This is a genomic window from Achromobacter sp. UBA4530, assembly GCF_002388205.1.
GTDB classification, from domain to species: domain Bacteria; phylum Pseudomonadota; class Gammaproteobacteria; order Burkholderiales; family Burkholderiaceae_B; genus Achromobacter; species Achromobacter animicus.
On sequence record NZ_DGMA01000031.1, the window covers coordinates 40,322 to 57,500 of the forward strand.

At 65.4% G+C, this 17,179-nt stretch carries 17 protein-coding genes; 12 read left to right on the forward strand and 5 right to left on the reverse strand.

The genetic code is table 11. The features are described from left to right. Positions 1 to 5: 5 nt before the first annotated feature. The 4 genes from B2W22_RS21375 to B2W22_RS21390 are packed head-to-tail and all read left to right on the forward strand — an operon-like array spanning position 6 to position 2,793. A complete protein-coding gene (locus B2W22_RS21375; RefSeq protein WP_286939478.1) occupies positions 6 to 1,199 on the forward strand; it encodes an FAD-dependent oxidoreductase in 1,194 nt (397 codons plus the stop codon). A gap of 18 nt (positions 1,200 to 1,217) precedes the next feature. After that, a complete protein-coding gene (locus B2W22_RS21380) occupies positions 1,218 to 1,544 on the forward strand; it encodes a 2Fe-2S iron-sulfur cluster-binding protein (RefSeq protein WP_056324760.1) in 327 nt (108 codons plus the stop codon). 44 nt (positions 1,545 to 1,588) lie between these two features. After that, complete coding sequence (locus tag B2W22_RS21385; RefSeq protein ID WP_056324762.1) at positions 1,589 to 1,798, forward strand: hypothetical protein; 210 nt, start codon at positions 1,589 to 1,591, stop codon at positions 1,796 to 1,798. A 17-nt stretch (positions 1,799 to 1,815) separates the two neighbouring features. Continuing rightward, positions 1,816 to 2,793 (forward strand): 2-hydroxyacid dehydrogenase, encoded by a 978-nt coding sequence (locus B2W22_RS21390; RefSeq protein ID WP_286939480.1) that lies wholly within the window; start codon positions 1,816 to 1,818, stop codon positions 2,791 to 2,793. Positions 2,794 to 2,875: 82 nt separating this feature from the next. Here the strand turns inward: B2W22_RS21390 and B2W22_RS21395 are convergent, their stop codons facing one another. Then, the gene (locus B2W22_RS21395) at positions 2,876 to 3,868 is read right to left on the reverse strand and encodes a Bug family tripartite tricarboxylate transporter substrate binding protein (RefSeq protein WP_286939482.1); all 993 of its coding nucleotides are present in this window, start codon (positions 3,866 to 3,868) and stop codon (positions 2,876 to 2,878) included. Between the two features lie 165 nt (positions 3,869 to 4,033). After that, entirely contained in the window at positions 4,034 to 5,050 is a 1,017-nt protein-coding gene (locus tag B2W22_RS21400; protein WP_286939483.1) for an amino acid ABC transporter substrate-binding protein, read from the reverse strand. A 219-nt stretch (positions 5,051 to 5,269) separates the two neighbouring features. Between B2W22_RS21400 and B2W22_RS21405 the strand changes: the two genes are divergently transcribed. Further along, positions 5,270 to 6,394 carry an FUSC family protein gene (locus B2W22_RS21405; RefSeq protein ID WP_286939484.1) on the forward strand — a complete coding sequence of 375 codons (1,125 nt, stop codon included), beginning with the start codon at positions 5,270 to 5,272 and terminating at the stop codon, positions 6,392 to 6,394. 52 nt (positions 6,395 to 6,446) lie between these two features. After that, positions 6,447 to 6,668 (forward strand): hypothetical protein, encoded by a 222-nt coding sequence (locus B2W22_RS21410; RefSeq protein ID WP_175137947.1) that lies wholly within the window; start codon positions 6,447 to 6,449, stop codon positions 6,666 to 6,668. Positions 6,669 to 6,710: 42 nt separating this feature from the next. Here the strand turns inward: B2W22_RS21410 and B2W22_RS21415 are convergent, their stop codons facing one another. After that, on the reverse strand, positions 6,711 to 7,643 hold the full coding sequence (locus B2W22_RS21415; protein ID WP_175122276.1) for a LysR family transcriptional regulator: 933 nt from the start codon (positions 7,641 to 7,643) through the stop codon (positions 6,711 to 6,713). Between the two features lie 167 nt (positions 7,644 to 7,810). On the opposite strand from B2W22_RS21415, the gene B2W22_RS21420 reads away from it, so the two are divergent. Together B2W22_RS21420 and B2W22_RS21425 are read left to right on the forward strand one after the other, a co-directional pair. Then, complete coding sequence (locus tag B2W22_RS21420) at positions 7,811 to 8,821, forward strand: Bug family tripartite tricarboxylate transporter substrate binding protein (protein ID WP_175122277.1); 1,011 nt, start codon at positions 7,811 to 7,813, stop codon at positions 8,819 to 8,821. 33 nt (positions 8,822 to 8,854) lie between these two features. Beyond that, a complete protein-coding gene (locus B2W22_RS21425) occupies positions 8,855 to 10,570 on the forward strand; it encodes an N-acyl-D-amino-acid deacylase family protein (RefSeq protein WP_286939485.1) in 1,716 nt (571 codons plus the stop codon). A 17-nt stretch (positions 10,571 to 10,587) separates the two neighbouring features. On the opposite strand, the gene B2W22_RS21430 is transcribed toward B2W22_RS21425, so the two are convergent. After that, the gene (locus B2W22_RS21430; RefSeq protein ID WP_286939486.1) at positions 10,588 to 11,583 is read right to left on the reverse strand and encodes a LysR family transcriptional regulator; all 996 of its coding nucleotides are present in this window, start codon (positions 11,581 to 11,583) and stop codon (positions 10,588 to 10,590) included. Between the two features lie 235 nt (positions 11,584 to 11,818). Here B2W22_RS21430 and B2W22_RS21435 point away from each other — a divergent pair, with 235 nt between their 5' ends. Then, positions 11,819 to 12,763 carry a D-2-hydroxyacid dehydrogenase gene (locus B2W22_RS21435; protein WP_286939487.1) on the forward strand — a complete coding sequence of 315 codons (945 nt, stop codon included), beginning with the start codon at positions 11,819 to 11,821 and terminating at the stop codon, positions 12,761 to 12,763. Positions 12,764 to 12,838: 75 nt separating this feature from the next. Here the strand turns inward: B2W22_RS21435 and B2W22_RS21440 are convergent, their stop codons facing one another. Beyond that, positions 12,839 to 13,807 carry a LysR substrate-binding domain-containing protein gene (locus B2W22_RS21440; RefSeq protein ID WP_175138005.1) on the reverse strand — a complete coding sequence of 323 codons (969 nt, stop codon included), beginning with the start codon at positions 13,805 to 13,807 and terminating at the stop codon, positions 12,839 to 12,841. A gap of 176 nt (positions 13,808 to 13,983) precedes the next feature. Here B2W22_RS21440 and B2W22_RS21445 point away from each other — a divergent pair, with 176 nt between their 5' ends. The 3 genes from B2W22_RS21445 to B2W22_RS21455 are packed head-to-tail and all read left to right on the forward strand — an operon-like array spanning position 13,984 to position 17,160. Then, on the forward strand, positions 13,984 to 15,213 hold the full coding sequence (locus tag B2W22_RS21445) for a metal-dependent hydrolase family protein (RefSeq protein ID WP_286939489.1): 1,230 nt from the start codon (positions 13,984 to 13,986) through the stop codon (positions 15,211 to 15,213). Positions 15,214 to 15,262: 49 nt separating this feature from the next. Continuing rightward, positions 15,263 to 16,618, forward strand: coding sequence for an MFS transporter (locus B2W22_RS21450; protein WP_175122282.1), 1,356 nt, complete (start codon positions 15,263 to 15,265; stop codon positions 16,616 to 16,618). Further along, positions 16,615 to 17,160, forward strand: a complete 546-nt coding sequence (locus B2W22_RS21455; protein ID WP_286939492.1) for a GAF domain-containing protein — start codon at positions 16,615 to 16,617, stop codon at positions 17,158 to 17,160. Before B2W22_RS21450 ends, B2W22_RS21455 begins: the two co-directional genes overlap by 4 nt. Positions 17,161 to 17,179: the final 19 nt, after the last annotated feature.

Consider the following 17,179-nt stretch of genomic DNA (forward strand, 5'->3'; position numbering starts at 1 on the left):
GCATCATGGAAATTTCATCAGTCCCGCCGCGTGTCCACACAGCCATCATCGGCGCTGGGCATGCGGGCGTGGAGTGTGCGTGGGCCTTGCGTGCCGCGGGCGTGGAGGGCGACATCGCGCTTTTTGGCGCGGAGACGCATGCGCCGTATGAACGGCCGCCGCTCTCCAAAGCATTGCTCACCGGCTCGACCAGCGCCGAGCGCATCGCGTTGCGCGCGGGCAGCGCGTACGAGAAGTCGCGAGTGATCGTGGTGGCAGGCGATCCGGTGGCCGCCATCGACACGGCGGCGCACACGTTGCGCACGGCGTCGGGTCATATAGTGGCCTATGAACACTGCGTGCTTGCCACCGGCGCCAGCGCGCGTGGCATTGCGGAGGTGGCGGGCGAACAGGTGTTTTCCGTGCGCGGCCTGGACGACGCGCACCGGCTGCGCGAGGCGCTGCGCCCCGGCATCCGGCTGCTCGTCGTGGGCGCAGGATATCTGGGGCTGGAGGCCGCGTGTTCAGCGCGCAAGCTGGGCGCCGAGGTATTGGTGCTGGAACAGGGCGGCAACGTGATGGCGGGCAAGGTGTCCGAATCCACTGCCACGCGCATCGGCGACCTGCACCGCGAGGCCGGCATCGAGATCCGCCACGGCGCTGCGGTGCGGCGCTGGGAACGCACGGCGACGGGTTGGCGCGCGCATCTGGCCAGCGGAGAGCCCATCGACGCTGAACTCGTGCTGGTGTCCATCGGCGCGGTTGCCGAGACGGCGCTTGCCGAAGCGGCGGGCCTGATCTGCCTGGACGGCGTGGTCGTGGATGAATGTTGCCGGACCTCGGCGCCCGACGTCTACGCCATTGGCGATTGCGCAAGCGCCTTTCGCGGAGAGCTGCAGCGTTATGCCCGCATCGAAAGCGTGCAGAACGCGCTGGCGCAGGCGCGCACGGCGGCGGCAACCATTGCCGGCAAGGCCCCGCCAGCGGCGCGTCCGCCCACCTTCTGGTCCGAACAGCAGGGCCGCCGTCTGCAGATGGCCGGCCTCGTCGACCCTGCCGCGCCTTGCCGTGACGTCTTGCTGCCCACTGCCAAGGGCTGGCTGGTCGAGCGATACCAGCACGGCCGACTGGCCGCGATCGAAGCGGTCGACAGTCCCGTGGAATTCATCAAGGGCGTGCCACGGATCGGCGCGCCCGAAGCGGTTGCGGCCGCTGTGTAAACGAACCCTGGAGACAACATGCCCGTTGCGATATTTGAATTGCCCGATGGCGCCGAACAGGTGCTGGACGTGCCCGACGACTGGTCGCTGATGGAAGCCGCGCGGCGCGATGGCCTGGAAGGCATCGTCGCCGAATGCGGTGGCGGCGCCATCTGCGGTACCTGCCACGTGCAGGTGGACGCGGATTGGCACGCGCGGCTGGAGCCGCCCGGCATGGCCGAGGAGGCGCTGCTGGAAGTCGTGCCCGAGCGCTGTCCGACCAGCCGACTGTCCTGTCAGGTCATTATGACGCCCGAGCTGGACGGCATTCGCGTACGCGTGCCTTCGTCGCAGCTTGAACTGTAGCCGCGGCGCCTGACTCGCAAGACGCGAACACAAGGAGCAACCGCATGGCCGACAACAAATCCATCAACCTCGTCGATCTGCAACCCGGCGTGCGCGTGCGCATGGCGGGCGGCGCGTTGGCCGAGATCGTCGAGAACCCGCAAGACGGCTTCTGGCTGATCGTCCGTTACCTGGACCATCCCGCCGAGCCCGCGCTGGTCGACGCCGGAGAGCAACAGGTGTTTGCCACCGACGTCGAAGCAATCGAACCCTGACCCCACTGGAGCCCCCAATGAATCAAAAGCCCAAAGTCATCGTCTCCGCACCCGTGCCGCCGGACCTGCGCGAACGCCTCGCTGAGCGCTGCGACATCGTCGAAGTGCCCACCGGACAGAATCCGGCCGAGGTGCTGGGCGCGGACGAGCGTGCGCAGATCGAAGGCATGGTGTGCACCGTGCGCACCAAGGTCGATCAAGCGCTGCTGGATGCGTTGCCCGCGCTGAAGGTCAGCTCGAACTTCGCAGTTGGGTTCGACAACGTCGACCTGGCGGCCGCCACGCGGCGCAAGGTGCTGATCTGCAATACGCCGGGCGTGCTGGATGGCGCGGTGGCTGATGTGACCATCGGCCTGATGCTGTGCCTGTCGCGCAACCTGGTGGCGGGCGACGCCTTCGTGCGCAGCGGCGCCTGGACCAAGGGCGCCTTTCCGTTGACGCGCGACATCCGCGGCAAGACGCTGGGCCTCTTGGGCATGGGCCGCATCGGCCGTGTCGTGGCGCGCGCGGCGCAGGCCTTCGACATGAAGGTGATCTATCACAACCGCCGCGAGGACCCGCAGGCCGAAGGCCTGGCCACCTATGTGGACCGCGATGAACTTTTCAAGACGTCGGACGTGCTGAGCGTGCATATCCCGCTGTCGGCGGAAACGCGCCATTCCATCGGCAAGCGTGAATTGGAACTGATGAAGCCCACGGCGTATCTGATCAACACCGCGCGTGGCCCCGTGATCGACGAGGCCGCGCTGATCGAAGCGCTGCGCGCCGGCACCATCGCGGGTGCGGGGCTGGACGTGATGGAGCAGGAACCGCTGCCGGCCGACAGCCCGCTGTGCGCCTTGCCGAACGTGGTGCTGCAGGCCCACGTAGGCAGTGCCACGCACGAAACGCGGCGCGCGATGATCGATCTGGCAGTGGCCAATCTGATGGATGCGCTGGGAGGCCAGAAGCCGAAGGCCATGGTCAATGCCGAGGTGTGGCAGGCGCGCGCCTGACGGCACTGCGCCGATAGACGCGGCCCCGCCAACATGGGGCTGACATGGCGGGGCCGGCGCATGCAGCCGGTCCCGCCTTTCCCTATTTCCCGCCGTAATCCACCACGATTCCCGCCTGCTGCGCGACCTCGCTCCAACGCTTGAACTCCGCCTTGGAGAATGCCTGGAACTGCGCGGCGTCGCGCAACTTGGGTTCAAAACCGGCGTTGATGATGCGGTTCTGGTATTCCGGCGCGGCCAGCCCGGTGACGATGGTGTTGGACAGTTGGGCGATGATCGCCGGGTCCACCTGCGCGGGCGCATACATGCCCAGCCAGCTCGTCACGTCGAAGTCCTTCATGCCCTGTTCCTGCATCGTCGGCACATTGGGCAACTGCCGCGCGCGGTAGGCGCTGGTCACCGCCAGCGCCTTCAGGCGCTTGCCGTCCACCATGGGCAGCGTGGGCGGCAGGTTCATGAAACAGAGGTCCAGGTCGCCGTTGGCCGTGCCCACCAGCGCCTCGCTGGCGCCCTTGTACGGCACATGATCGAACTTCAGGCCCGTGCGCATGGCAAAGAGCTCGGCCGTCATCTGCGACGAACTGCCGACGCCATTGCTGCCGTACAGCGGTTTGCGCTTCGTGGCGCGCAGGTATTCGATCAGCTCAGGCACCGTATCGGCCGGATGGTCCACCCGCACGACGAGCGCGTTGACGAACTCGGCCACCTGGGCGATGGGAAGCAGTGCGGTGGGGATGTCGATGGGCAGCCCGCGCAGCGTGGCGGGGGGCAGCACGTTGTGGCCAAGACCCCCGGTGGTGAGGGTGTAGCCGTCAGGCTTGGAGGCGGCGGCGGCCTGCATGCCGATGACGCCACCGGCGCCGGCGCGGTTTTCGATGACCACGCTCTGGCCGTACTCGGCATAGAGCAGGTCGCCGACCAACCGTCCCGCAAGATCGGTGGCGCTGCCTGGGGTGGATGAGACGATGATCTTGATGACGCGGGACGGATACGCCCCGTTCTGTGCCCAGCTTGCGCCGGTCAGGTGCAGGCCGGCGGCGGCCCCCATCAGCTTCAACGCACTGCGACGTTTCATGACGACTTCCCCTTGGGTTATAGACCTACTGCTTCACGTGCTGCTCCAAAAATGTGATCCGGACTTTGTACGATAAACATATTTCTCGTACGGTACGGGGCACACAAGCGCACGCAAATTGCGGCTAACCCTAGGGGAGTCGTTGCGGGCCTTGCGGCCCGTTTTTTAGCGCACCGGCCAGCCGTACATCAGGCCGCCGTTGCGGTACGAGGCGTTAAGCCCGCGTTCCAGTTTCAGCGGGCTGTTGGGGCCCAGGTTCTTCTCGAAGCTCTCGCCGTAATTGCCGACGGTCTTGATGATGGTGTAGGCCCACTTGTCGTCCACGCCCAGGTTCTTGCCCATGCCCGGCGTCACGCCCAGCAGGCGCTGGATGTTCGGGTTGGTGCTTTTCAGCATCTCGTCCACGTTCTTGGACGTGACGCCGTATTCCTCGGCTTCCAGCATGGCGTTCATGGTCCAGCGGACCAGGTTGAACCACTGCTCGTCGCCTTGGCGGACCATGGGGCCGAGCGGTTCCTTCGAAAAGTTCTCCGGCAGGATGTCGTATTTTTCCGGGCTTTCCAGGTTGCTGCGCGCGGCGGCGAGCTGCGACTTGTCGCCCGTGAATGCGTCGCAACGGCCCACGGCGAAGGCGCGGATGATCTCGTCCAGGCGCTCGACGACGACCGGCTTGAAGTTCACGTTCTGCGAGCGGAACCAGTCGGCCAGGTTCAGTTCGGTGGTGGTGCCCGGCTGCACGCAGACGGTGGCGCCTTCCAGTTCCTTGGCGCTTTTCACGCCCAGGGACTTGTTCACCATGATGCCCTGGCTGTCGTAGTAGTTGACGCCCACGCCGATCAGGCCCAGCGTCGTGTCGCGGGTCAGCGTCAGGGTGGTGTTGCGGGTCAGCACGTCGACTTCGCCGGATTGCAGGGCAGTGAAGCGCTGCACGGCGCTGATCGCCTGGATCTTGGCCTTGGACGCGTCGCCGAACAGGGCGATGGCCAGCGCGCGGCACAGGTCCACGTCCAGGCCGATCCAGCCGCCCTTGCTGTCGTTCACGGAAAAGCCCGCGACGCCCGTGGATACGCCGCAGTGGACAAAGCCCTTGCTTTTGACCGCGTCGAAGGTCGCGCCGGCATGGGCGGTCCAGGACGAGATGAACAAGGCGGTTCCTGCCGCAGCCAGTTTGAGTGCTTTCATGGTGTCTCCGCGCAGCGTTGCGCATGTTTATCGCTCAGCCGAAGGCTGAAGTGCGGCGCATAGTACCAGTGGGTCCGGGAGGGAGAATCGGGGAATTCCCCTTAAATCCGCAAGACGGAATTTGATGAGGAATAGAATCGGGCATGCGCGGCTCGTCGCGCCGCGCTTGCCCGCGGCGGCCGGCGGGCCGAATACGCCAGACCGCACCCACGCCAGCCTATGAAACGACACGACGATCCCGCAGGGCCGGACGACCGCTCGAGGCGCCCCTTCGCCTTCGTCAAGGACCAGTTGCACGGCACCTGGACCGAGCTGACCCGGGTCAACGCCAGCGACCGCCCGTGGGAGATGCCCCTGGCCGCCGCGCTGTCGTCGGGCCTGCCGCTGATGGTGGGCGCGTATTTCGGGCGCATGGACTACGGGCTGATGTCCAGCCTGGGCGGCATGGTGTTCCTGAGCCTGCCCAACGCCTCGTTGCAGATCCGCATGATGATGCTGCTGGCCGCGTCGTTCGGCATGGTGGCCTGCTATGCGCTGGGCGCGCTGACGCAGTTCTGGCCCACTGCCACGATCGCGGCGCTGACGCTGATCGCGATGGTGGTGAACATGGTGTGCCGTTGCTACCGCCTGGGACCGCCGGGCAGCCTGTTCTTCATCATGGCCACGGCGATTGCCGCGTACACGCCCGGCACCGTCCACGACGTGCCGCTGCGCGTGGGCATGGTGGCGCTGGGCTGCCTGGTCGCCTGCCTGGTGGCCTTTGCGTATTCACTGCATATGACGCGCGTCGCGCCGCCGCCCGCGCCCATGGAACTGCCCAAGCCGACCTTCGATTTCGTGGTCTACGACTCGGTGATCATCGGCCTTTTCGTCGGTATCTCTTTGCTGGCGGCCGAACTGCTGCAGCTTCAACGGCCCTATTGGGTGCCGGTGAGCTGCCTGGCGATCATTCAGGGCGCCAGCCTGCGCGCGGCATGGAGCCGGCAGATGCACCGCATCCTGGGCACCGCGGTAGGACTGTGCGTGGCGTGGGCGCTGCTCAGCCTGCCGCTCAACGTCTGGACGTTGAGCCTGGTGATGATGGCGCTGTCCTTCGGCATCGAGACGCTGGTGGTGCGGCACTACGCCAGCGCAGTTGTGCTGATCACGCCCTTGACCATCTTCCTGGCCGAGGCGCCGCATCTGGGGCAGGGCTATCCCATCGACGTCATCGAGGCACGCTTTGTGGACACGGTGCTCGGCGCCTTCATCGGCGTGCTGGGCGCGGTGCTGCTGCACAACCAGCGCATCCGTCCCGTGCTGTCGCGATGGATGCGGGCGGTGCTGCCTCGCCGGGTGAATTGACGCCGCCGCGCCAACGCGGCAGCATGGGCTTTCCAAAACCCTGGAGGCACTTATGGATTGTTCTGTCGAAGGAAAGGTCGCGTTCGCCGACGGCCAGTCGTATCACTTCGCGACCGTGGACGCGGCGCTCGCATTCGCGGAATGCGTCAAAAGCACCCAGAATCCCGCGCAGTGCGCCGCCACGCACGGCAGCACCAGTCAGGTCAAGCTTGAAGACGTGGCCGCGCAGGAAGACGCCGAGCGGCGCGAGCAGGATCCGGGGGCGGGTGTGTGAATCGCGTGGCGCGGGGAATGACACCGCGCCATCGCTCAGGGATCAGTCCGCCGTCCCGTCAGTCCCTTCGCCCGCCAGATACGCCTGCACCAATGTGATGATCCGTTCCGCGGTAGGCGACAAGCTGCGGCGGGCGCGATGGATGACGCTGTAGGTCAGCGGGCCGGAGGCCGGATAGGGCAGGGGCAACGGCACGAGCGCCCCTTGCGCCAGCTCGGCGACGATGGCCTCGCGCGTGCAGAACAGCACCACGTCGCTCCCCACGGCCACGTCGCGCAGCGCGCTGACGCTATCGCACTCGAAGGCAATCGGCAGTTCATCCACGCCGGCCACTTGATATAGCTTTGCCAGATACTCTCGCGCGCGTTGCGGCAGGTCGGTGGCAGCCAGCCGATATTGCGCCAACGCGGCACGTAACTTTGGCTTTCGGACCGATTGCAGCGGATGCCCGGCCCGCACGAAAAGGCCGCCGTGCTGCGGTGGCAGCGCACGCACGATGAAGTCCGCCGGCGGCGGCAGGCTGTGCGTCACCGCCACGGCAAAGTCCAGCTTGTCCTGCAACAGCTTGTCCAACAGCCGCTGCCAGCTTTCGATCTCTACATGCACGCTCAGGCCCGGGTGATCGCGTGCCAGGCGGACCAGCAGCGGCGACAGAAACCCCGCCGCCGGAAAGGCCCCGACCCCGAAGCTGACGCGTCCCGTGTCGTGGCCCCTCATCAATTCGGCCTCGCGCCGAAGGGCGAGAACATCGCCCAGGATGCGGCGCGAACGATCGAGCACCATTTTTCCTGCCTGCGTCGGCGTCACGCCGATCGACGCGCGATCCACCAGCACCAGGCCCAGCGTCTCTTCAAGGGACTGGATGCTGCGCGTCAGCGCCGACTGCGTCAGATGCAGCCGCTGGGCCGCCCGAGAGAAGTGCCGCTCTTCGGCGAGGACGGAAAAGTGCTGGAGCGAACGTATCGTCAGGCCCATGTGTTTTTCTCATCGGAACTGCGCCAAATATGCAATTGATTCGCGTCAGTTGCAAGACTAAAACAGCTTGACCACGGGCCGGCAGCAAATGTTGCAAGCACCCGGGAAAACACCATACAGAGCGATGCGCGGCCCCGCGACACGCCAACCTCGCAGGAGGAGACAACATGAACCGCAAGCCGATATTCCATCTGGCGGGCTGGAGCGCAGCCGCTGCGCTGAGCATGCTGGCCTGTACGGCGGCCGTCGCGGCGCCATCCCCGCAACCCGACGCCTGGCCTGCCTCGGGCAAGCCGATACGCATGGTCGTGCCGTTTCCGGCGGGGTCGGGCTCGGATTCGCTGGCGCGCATGCTGGCGGCCAAGGTGTCGCAGCAGACCGGCGCCTCCGTCATCATCGACAACAAGCCGGGCGCGGGCACGATGATCGGCGCGCAGGACGTGGCGCGCGCCAAGCCGGACGGCTATACGCTGCTGTACACCATCGTCGTCACGCACACGCAAAATCCGCATCTGTACAAAAAGCTGCCGTACGACCCGGTCAAGGACTTCACGCCGGTCCTGCAGGCGGTCAGGTCGGCAACCGTGCTGGTTGCCAACAACAACGCGCCGTTCTCCACAACCGCCGAGCTGATTGCCTACGCCAAGGCAAATCCCGGAAAGCTCAACTACGCCTCGTACAGCGCCGGGTCGACATCCCACTTGAATGGCGAGATTCTCAAGATGAAAACGGGCACCGACATCGTCCACGTGCCCTACAAGGGCACCGCCGACGCCAGCCGCGCGCTGTTGGCGGGCGATGTGCAGGTCTACTTCGACGGCACCGCCACCGCGGTCGAGAACGCCCGCGCGGGCAAGGTCAAGCTGCTGGGCCCGGCGACGGACCGGCGCCTGAGCGTGCTGCCTGAATTGCCGACGCTGGAGGAACAGGGGATCGAGGGTCTGAACATCGTGGGCTGGCAAGGCATCTTCGGTCCGGGCGACATGCCGCCCGCACTGGCCGAACGCGTGGCCCAGGTGTTCCGCGCCGCGCTGGAAACCCCTGAAATCACCCAGACCATCCTGTCGCAAGGCAATGAGGTCAGCGGCGCCGGGCCGAAGGAATTCTCGGCCATCGTGCAGCGCGACAGCGCGCGGTGGGGCGACGTGATCCGCCGGATCGGGCTGGTATTGGAATAAGGCTGACGGGCCCCCGGGCCCCAGGAGACAACAATGCACGATGTAGTGATACGCGGCGGCACGCTGGTGGACGGTTCAGGCGCCAGCGCCCGGGTGGGCGACCTTGCCATCGACGGCGGCCGGATCGTACAGGCCGGCGGCAAGGCAGGCGCCGCGCGGCGAGAGATCGACGCGGCGGGCGCGCTGGTGACGCCGGGCTGGGTCGACATCCACACCCATTACGACGGCCAGGCGACGTGGGACCCCTACCTCAGCCCGTCGACATGGCATGGCGTCACCACCGCCATCATGGGCAACTGCGGCGTGGGCTTTGCGCCGGTCAAGCCCGACAGGCGCGAATGGCTGATCAAGGTGATGGAGGGCGTCGAGGACATTCCGGGCTCGGTGCTGTCGGAAGGCATCGAATGGGACTGGGAAACCTTTCCCGAGTATCTGGATGCGCTGGATCGGCGGCCCAAGGCGCTGGATATCGGGGCGCAGATTCCGCACAGCGCGGTGCGCGCGTACGTGATGGGCGACCGCGCCATTCATCACGACGAGGCCTCGCCCGCCGACCTGCTGGCCATGCGCGAGGTCGTGCGCGCCGCCTTGCAGGCGGGGGCGGTCGGCTTTTCGACGTCGCGGACGTTCCTGCACAAGTACGACGAGCGCAAATACCCGCCGGGCACGTTCGCCACCGGCGAAGAGATCAGCGCGCTGGGCTCCGTCATGGGCGAAGTCGGCCACGGCGTGTTCCAGATGACGGCCAACCATCCCGCGATGGAGGGCGAGATTCCCTGGCTGGAACAGCTTGCCCGCCACAATCGTCTGCCGGTGCTGTTCAACCTTCAGCAGACCGACGGCGCGCCTGACGTCTGGAAGCAGATCGTGCGCACGCTGGACAAGGCGCGCGATGAAGGCGTGCCGCTCATGGCCGGCATCAGCGGCCGGCCGCTGGGCATCCTGTTCTCCTGGCAAAGCTCGTTGCATCCCTTCATTGCCCATCCGACCTATCAGGCGCTGCACGCGCTGCCCCTGCCAGAAAAGCTCGCGCAACTGCGCGATCCGCAGGTCCGCCAGAAAATCATGAGCGAGCAGCGCGGCCTGCTGGACCGCCGGGCCGAGACCTTGTTCAGCAGCTTTCACAAGATCTACCGGCTGGGCCAGAACCCCGACTACGAGCCGCTGCCGGAAGACAGCGTGGCGGCCATGGCGGCGCGCACCGGGCGCCCGCCGTTGGAACTGGTGTATGACCTGATGCTGGAGAACGAGGGCCGGGCGATTCTCTACTATCCGTCCTTCAACTACTCATACGAAAACCTCGATCACCTGCACCAGTTGATGCAGCACGCCAACACGGTGAACAGCCTGTCCGATGGCGGTGCACATTGCGGCTACATCTGCGATGTCAGCATGCCGACCTTCATGCTCAGCCACTGGACGCGAGACCGTCGCCGAGGCCCGCTCCTGCCGCTTGAACACGTGGTGCGCCGGCAGACCCGCGATACCGCGCTGGTGTATGGCTTGCATGATCGCGGGCTGTTGCAGCCGGGATACAAGGCCGACATCAACGTCATCGACCCGGATGCGCTGAAGGTGCATTGCCCGGAAATGGTGTTCGACCTGCCGGGAGGCGGGCGCAGGCTGGTGCAGCGTGCCGATGGCTATGCGGCCACGCTGGTCAACGGCCTGCCGATCTTCGAGCGCGGCGAGGCAACGGGAGAGCTGCCGGGCAAGTTGTTGCGGGGGGGCGGACCGCAACCGGGATGAGCATTGGGGCGTTCCTGTCAGACCCCGGAAGGCGGCGCCTTTTTGGTCCTTCTGCCCAGCACCTTCACCCCCGCTGGCACCGGCTTGTCGTGGATGACGTCCCGGATGTACTGCAGGAACAGTTCCGAACTTGCCGACAGCGACCGCAAGCGTCGCGTGATCAGACAGACCTCGCGCGACAACCGGGGCGAACTCAGTTCCCGGAACACGAACGGCCCCGGCTCGCTCCCTAGCGTCTGCGACGGCGCGATGGAGCTGGCCGCAAGCGCCGGCAGGATCGAATATCGCCCGCCGCCACGCAGCACGGCGTGCAGCGACGACGTGCGCGACACCTCATCGTGCTGCTGCTCGAAGAACCCCGGCTTGCCGGCGTGTGCGCGCAGGAACGCGCCGATGCCGGTGTCTTGGGTAAACCCCACGTATTGCGCCGGGTCCAGGTCGGCCCACTTCAAGGGCTTTGCGCCTTGCGCGTACGGATACGACGCGGCGCAGATTACGCCGTAGCGGTCCTCGAACAGCGGCGTATAAACCAACTCTTCCAAACCATGATGCGAGGTCGAAATCGCAAAGTCGATGTCGCCGTTGGCGATCATCTTCTCGACCAGTTCCGAGCCGGCGTCGTGCAGTGAAAACGTGATCTTGGGATAGGCCTGGCGAAAGGCCGCGATGGCGTCGCCCAGAAAGTAGTTGGTGACCGATGCCACCACCGCGATCCGCACGTGTCCCTGGCGGCCCTGCGACAACGCCTCCAGGTCGCTCAGCGCGCCGTCGAACTGGCTGAGGATGCGCTCGGCCTCCGCCTTGAAGCGGGCGGCCTCCGGCGTCATCGCCACGCGCCGCGTACTGCGGTCGAACAGTTTGACGCCCACGGCGTCTTCGAATTGCTGGATGGTCGCGGTCAGCGAAGACTGCGTCAGAAAGAGCTGCGACGCCGCCACGGTGAACGAGCCGGTGTTGGCCACCGCCACGAAACTGCGGAAGTGCCGCAGGGTGATGCTGCGCTTGGTCGACATGCTTCGCCACCGCTCTATATATTGGCAAAAACGAATAATAAGTAAAAACCAACAATTTGTAGTGAAGAAAAGCGCGCTCTAGAATTTTCTTCGACTCGGCGTCCCGTGCCGCCGTCATCGCGTGCAAGAGGGAGCAATCCGAGATGAGCAGTGCAGATGTATCGCAGACCGCATCATGGTTTTCGCGCGTGGGCTGCCGCCCATGACCACACCACAACAACCGCTGCGGATCCTCATGTCCGAACCGACGCTAAGCCGCATCGGCAGCGAGATCGCGCAGGCGTTGGATGGACGCGCGTTCGAACCCGTCATCGCGGCGCGGACGCAGGGCAACGCGCCCGCCGGTGTCGACGTCGCTTTCATCTCGCGCGATGTGACCGGCCTGTCGACCAAGCATCGCGTCCTGGAACCGCTTGAAGCCTTCTACGTCTCGCTGCGTCAATCGCCGAAGCTGGCCTGGGTGCACGTGCACTCGGCGGGCGCGGACCGGCCGATCTTTGGCGAACTGAAGTCCCGCGGCGTGCGTGTCACCACCTCGTCCGGCGCCAACGCGCAGGTGGTGGCGCAGACCGCGCTGGCCGGGATTCTGGCGCTGGCGCGCGAGTTTCCGCGCTTGTTCGACGCCCAGCGTGCCCAAACCTGGACGCCGCTGATCGGTGACCGGATGCCGCGCGATCTGCCTGGGCAGACCGCGGTGATCGTGGGATGGGGCCCGATCGGCCGCGCGCTGGGCGGGTATCTGCGGATGCTGGGACTGAACGTCATCGCCGTGCGCAGCGCGGCCGCGCCGCCCGCGGACGGCGTGGAGACCTACGCCTTTGAAGACCTGCCGCACATTGCGGGCCGTGCCGACTGGCTGGTGCTGGCGTGCCCCTTGAGCGACCGTACGCGCGGCCTGGTGAACGCCCGCGTGCTGGCCGCCATGGCGCCGCACGCCCGGCTCATCAACGTCGCGCGGGGCGAAGTCGTTGCCGAAGCCGACCTGATCGAGGCACTGCGCGCCCACGCGCTGGCTGGCGCCTTTCTGGATGTCTTCGAACACGAGCCGCTGGACGCCGCATCGCCGCTCTGGACGCTGCCAAACGTGATCGCCACGCCGCATTCGGCTGGGCACTCCGACGGCAACGAGGCGCGCGTGGACCGCATCTTCCTTGATTACCTGCGCGACTGGCGGCAATGATTCCGCCCGCGATGCCCGCGACCCTTTCAGGACCCTTCATGATCCAGACCGCCGCGCGCATCCCGCGCGGACCGTCTACGCGGCCGCCACGCAATACGGGCAATCGGTCGCGCACGCTTGTCCGTTGGCAGGTTTGCCAAGATCCGGCTTTCCTGGCGCCTGCCCCGCAGGCGCAGTGCCGCCGCCATGAAAGCACTCATGCGCCAGCCACTGGCTCAGCCGCTCGTAGCTTTCCATGTTGCTGCGCCAGTTCGGCGCGCAAAGATAATAGCCAAGCGGGCTTTCAAAGGTGCGGTCGAATATGTCGACCAGCTGCCCCGTGGCCAATTCCTTTTCGATCAGGCAGTGCGGCATCAGCGCCACGCCAAAGCCGGACGACGCGGCCTGGATAATCATTGAAAACAGATTGAAGCCGGGGCCAAAACGGGCGCGGTCATAATCGCCCAGGTACGTCGAAAACCAGTATTCCCAGGACAGCGGAATCTCGATGTGCTGCAGCAGCGTGCACTGCTTGATGTCTTCCAGGCTGCTGATCGGATGCTGATCCAGGTATTCCCGCGAGCACACCAGGCGGGTTTCGCGGCCCGTCAGATACTTGGCGGCGCCGTCGTGCCAGTCGCCATAGCCGTACTGGATGGAGGCATCGAAATCCAGCTCGGTGCTCTTGTAATCCGCGACGCTGTAACGCACGAAATTGATGGAGATGTCCGGATTGACCTCGCGGAACGTCTTCAGACGCGGAAACAGCCATTGCGCCGCAAACGTGGGGGCGGCCGAGACATTCAGGGATTTTGCCGACTGCTGCGTCGCCATGACCTGCGACGTGGCGCTTTCCAGCGTATGCAACGCCGGCCGGATCAGGCTGAGGTAGGTGGCGCCCATGCGCGTGAGCTGCAACCCGTTCGTGCCCCGAATGAACAGCGCGTGGCCAAGGTAGCTTTCCAGCGTGGCGATATGCCGGCTGATGGCGCTTTGCGTGACGAACAGTTCCTTGCCCGCCTTCGAGAAAGACAGATGCCGAGCGGCCGCGGAAAACGCGTTCAATTCGGACAGGGTGGGGCAGCGGCGTCTCATAGGGGGGTATGAGTAAAGCTCATAAGGCTCTTCAAATTTGTGTCGAACGCATAGGGGGAGACCCGGTATCGGACCCCGGAATTGTACCGGTAGAGTTCGGCATGCCGCGATTTCCCGGCGTTTTGAACTGTTTACGTGGTTGATTTATGAATCCGGTTGTCATCAAGAATTGCAGGATCCTCAATACCCGAACCTTGGCCCTCGAAGCCGCTTCGACCGTGCTGGTCGAGGACGGGGTCATCACCCGCATCGCCGCCGACGCAACGGCGCCGGCGGATGCGCAGGTGGTGGACGCCAAGGGCATGACCTTGATGCCCGGCATGATCGACTGCCACGTGCACGTGGTGGCGTCGTCGTTCAACCTGGGCCGCGTCGCGGCCCTGCCCAATGCGCTGGCGCTGCTGCGCGCGCTGCCCATCATGCAGGGCATGCTTGACCGCGGCTTCACCTCGGTGCGCGACGCCGGCGGCGCCGATTGGGCGCTGGCGCAGGCCGTGCTGGACGGCACCATCGACGGCCCGCGTCTCTTCTGCTCGGGCAAGGCCCTGTCGCAGACTGGCGGCCATGGCGACTTCCGCCAGCGCAACGACGAACTGGATCCTTGCCCATGCTCGGTCAAGATCGGCAACATCGGCCGCGTGGTCGACGGCGTCGACAACTGCCGCCTGGCCGTGCGCGAGGAAATCCTCAAGGGCGCCACGCAGATCAAGGTCATGGCGTCCGGCGGCGTGGCATCGCCCAACGATCCCATCCAGAACCTGGGCTTCTCCGAAGCCGAGCTGATCGCCATTGTGGAAGAGGCCAGCAACGCCAACACCTACGTGATGGCCCACGCCTACACCCCGCGCGCCATCACGCGTGCCGTGCGCTGCGGCGTGCGCACCATCGAGCACGGCAACCTCGTCGACCGTGAGGCCGCCGAGGTCATGAAGGAACACGGCGCCTACATGGTGCCCACGCTGATCACCTACGAAGGTCTGGCCAACGACGGCGAGCGCTACGGCTTGCCGCTGGACTCGGTCAAGAAGATCGCCACCGTGCGCACGCAGGGCCTGACCGCGCTGGAGATCCTGGACGACGTCGGCGTAAAGATGGGCTACGGCAGCGACCTGCTGGGCGAAACCCACTACATGCAGTCCGACGAACTGGTGCTGCGCAGCCGCGTGCTGGGCAACGCCAAGGTCATCCAGCAAGCCACGCTGATCGGCGCCGAGATCCTGAACCAGGAAGGCCTGCTGGGCGAAGTGTGCGAAGGCGCCTACGCCGATCTGCTGCTGATCGACGGCAATCCGCTGGACGACATCGAACTGCTGACCAAGCCGGATTCGATCAAGCTCATCATGAACCGCGGCCTGCTGCACAAGAACGCCTGCTGACGTTCGACCGCTTCGTTCCCCTCTTCTTTACTCCGGAATTTCCCCCATCATGTTTTCCGTATCCGACCGCCTGGAGCGGTTGCCCTTCAGCAGCTTTCATTTCCGGCTGCTGATGATCGGCGGCCTCGGCCTGGCCTTTGAAGCTTTGGACGCTGGCATCATCGCCTTCATCATTCCCTCGCTGCGCACGCAGTGGGGCCTGACCACCGGCCAGATCGGCTGGATCGCCAGCAGCACCTATGTCGGCTTCCTGGTCGGGGCGCTGTTTTCCGGCATCCTGGGCGACCGCTACGGCCGCAAGAAGATCATGATGTGGGCGCTGCTGCTGTTCTGCGTCGCCACGTTCTTCAACGCCTTTGCCCGCAACTATCACGAGTTCTACATCCTGCGCATGATTGCCGGCATCGGCATGGGCGCTGAAGGCGCCATCATCGCGCCGTACCTGGCCGAATTCGTCAGCAGCAAGTATCGCGGCCGCTTCACCGGCGCGCTGGCCGGCTTCTTCTCGTTCGGCTTCGTGATGTCCGCGTTGCTCGGCTATTTCATCGTGCCGATGAGCGACGACGGCTGGCGCTGGATCATGATCATCGCTTCTGTTCCCGTCGTGTTCCTGTTGTGGTGGCGCAAGTCGCTGTTTGAATCGCCGCGCTGGCTTGAACACACCGGCCAGACCGCGGAAGCCAACCGCATCTGCGAAGCCATCGAAGCCGAAGTCCTGAAGAGCACCGGCCGCCCGCTGCCCACGCCCGTTGCTACGCGCAAGGCCACTGCCACCGCCGCGCCGCAGCAGACCGCGATGGCCAAGCTGGCGCAGCTGTTCTCGAAGGAATACCTGGGCACGACCGTGCTGGTGTGGGTGTTCTGGATCACCGTGCTGTTCTGCTACTACGCCTTCCTGGTGTGGATTCCCAGCTTGCTGGTCGAGCGCGGCTTCACCATCACCAAGAGCTTCTCGTACACCATCCTGATCTACCTGTCGCAGATCCCCGGCTACTTCTCGGCCGCGTACTTCAACGACAAGATCGGCCGCAAATACACCATCCTGGCCTACATGCTGCTGTCGTGCCTGTCCGCCCTGGGCCTGGCGCTGGCCAGCGGCGAGCAACAGATCATCATGCTGAGCATGCTGCTGTCCTTCGGCATGAATGGCGTGATCGCCGGCCAGTACACGTACACCGCCGAAATCTATCCCACGTCCATCCGAGCCACCGGCATGGGCGCGGCCTCGGCCTTTGCCCGCATCGGGTCCATCGCATCGCCGACCATCGTCGGCGTCGCGTACCCGGTCCTGGGCTTTGCCGGCGTATTCGCGATGATGACCGCCATCCTGCTGGTCGGCGGCCTGGGCATCCTGTTCTACGGCAAGAACACGCGTGGCGTCGTGCTTGAGGAGATCAACGCATGACGAAGGGCTCCGCATTCCGGCCGCTGGCCGGGCACGCGCGCGATCTGGCGCTGGCAGCGGACCGGCAGGCGCAGTGGAGCGTGATCTCCAACCTGCTGCACGCCTGCTTTGGTCACAAGCTGTTCACTGCGTTGCTGTACCTGCAGGACCACCGGCTGATGAAGCGTCTGCATACGTCGGACGAGAGCATCAGCCCGCTGGGCGGCTTCAAGGCCACTGGCAACGGTCCGTGGTCCCGACTGGTGCTGGAAGAAGGGCGCCTGTATGTCGCCAGCAACGAAGACGACGTGCGTACCGTTTTCTCCGAGGCCCCGATGCTGATCGAGCGCGGGCTGCAGTCAGCCTTCAACATTCCGGTGCGGCACGCGGGGCGGGTGATCGGCTCGCTGAACATGCTGGCCGCGCGTCACGCTTATGACGATATCGATCCGGATCTGGCGGCGGTGGTGGCTGGGTTGTGCGCGCCCGTGTTCATCGAAGCGATGCAGGACGCGGCGTCTGCGGCGGCCAATGTGGACCGCTCCGTGCTGGACAGCGTGTGAGACACGTTATTTGAGTATC

Coding starts and splice junctions, on each gene's coding strand:
- B2W22_RS21375 (WP_286939478.1), top strand. CDS start 6: ATGGAAATTTCATCAGTCCCGCCGCGTGTCCACACAGCCATCATCGGC.
- B2W22_RS21380 (WP_056324760.1), top strand. CDS start 1,218: ATGCCCGTTGCGATATTTGAATTGCCCGATGGCGCCGAACAGGTGCTG.
- B2W22_RS21385 (WP_056324762.1), top strand. CDS start 1,589: ATGGCCGACAACAAATCCATCAACCTCGTCGATCTGCAACCCGGCGTG.
- B2W22_RS21390 (WP_286939480.1), top strand. CDS start 1,816: ATGAATCAAAAGCCCAAAGTCATCGTCTCCGCACCCGTGCCGCCGGAC.
- B2W22_RS21395 (WP_286939482.1), bottom strand. CDS start 3,868: ATGAAACGTCGCAGTGCGTTGAAGCTGATGGGGGCCGCCGCCGGCCTG.
- B2W22_RS21400 (WP_286939483.1), bottom strand. CDS start 5,050: ATGAAAGCACTCAAACTGGCTGCGGCAGGAACCGCCTTGTTCATCTCG.
- B2W22_RS21405 (WP_286939484.1), top strand. CDS start 5,270: ATGAAACGACACGACGATCCCGCAGGGCCGGACGACCGCTCGAGGCGC.
- B2W22_RS21410 (WP_175137947.1), top strand. CDS start 6,447: ATGGATTGTTCTGTCGAAGGAAAGGTCGCGTTCGCCGACGGCCAGTCG.
- B2W22_RS21415 (WP_175122276.1), bottom strand. CDS start 7,643: ATGGGCCTGACGATACGTTCGCTCCAGCACTTTTCCGTCCTCGCCGAA.
- B2W22_RS21420 (WP_175122277.1), top strand. CDS start 7,811: ATGAACCGCAAGCCGATATTCCATCTGGCGGGCTGGAGCGCAGCCGCT.
- B2W22_RS21425 (WP_286939485.1), top strand. CDS start 8,855: ATGCACGATGTAGTGATACGCGGCGGCACGCTGGTGGACGGTTCAGGC.
- B2W22_RS21430 (WP_286939486.1), bottom strand. CDS start 11,583: ATGTCGACCAAGCGCAGCATCACCCTGCGGCACTTCCGCAGTTTCGTG.
- B2W22_RS21435 (WP_286939487.1), top strand. CDS start 11,819: ATGTCCGAACCGACGCTAAGCCGCATCGGCAGCGAGATCGCGCAGGCG.
- B2W22_RS21445 (WP_286939489.1), top strand. CDS start 13,984: ATGAATCCGGTTGTCATCAAGAATTGCAGGATCCTCAATACCCGAACC.
- B2W22_RS21450 (WP_175122282.1), top strand. CDS start 15,263: ATGTTTTCCGTATCCGACCGCCTGGAGCGGTTGCCCTTCAGCAGCTTT.
- B2W22_RS21455 (WP_286939492.1), top strand. CDS start 16,615: ATGACGAAGGGCTCCGCATTCCGGCCGCTGGCCGGGCACGCGCGCGAT.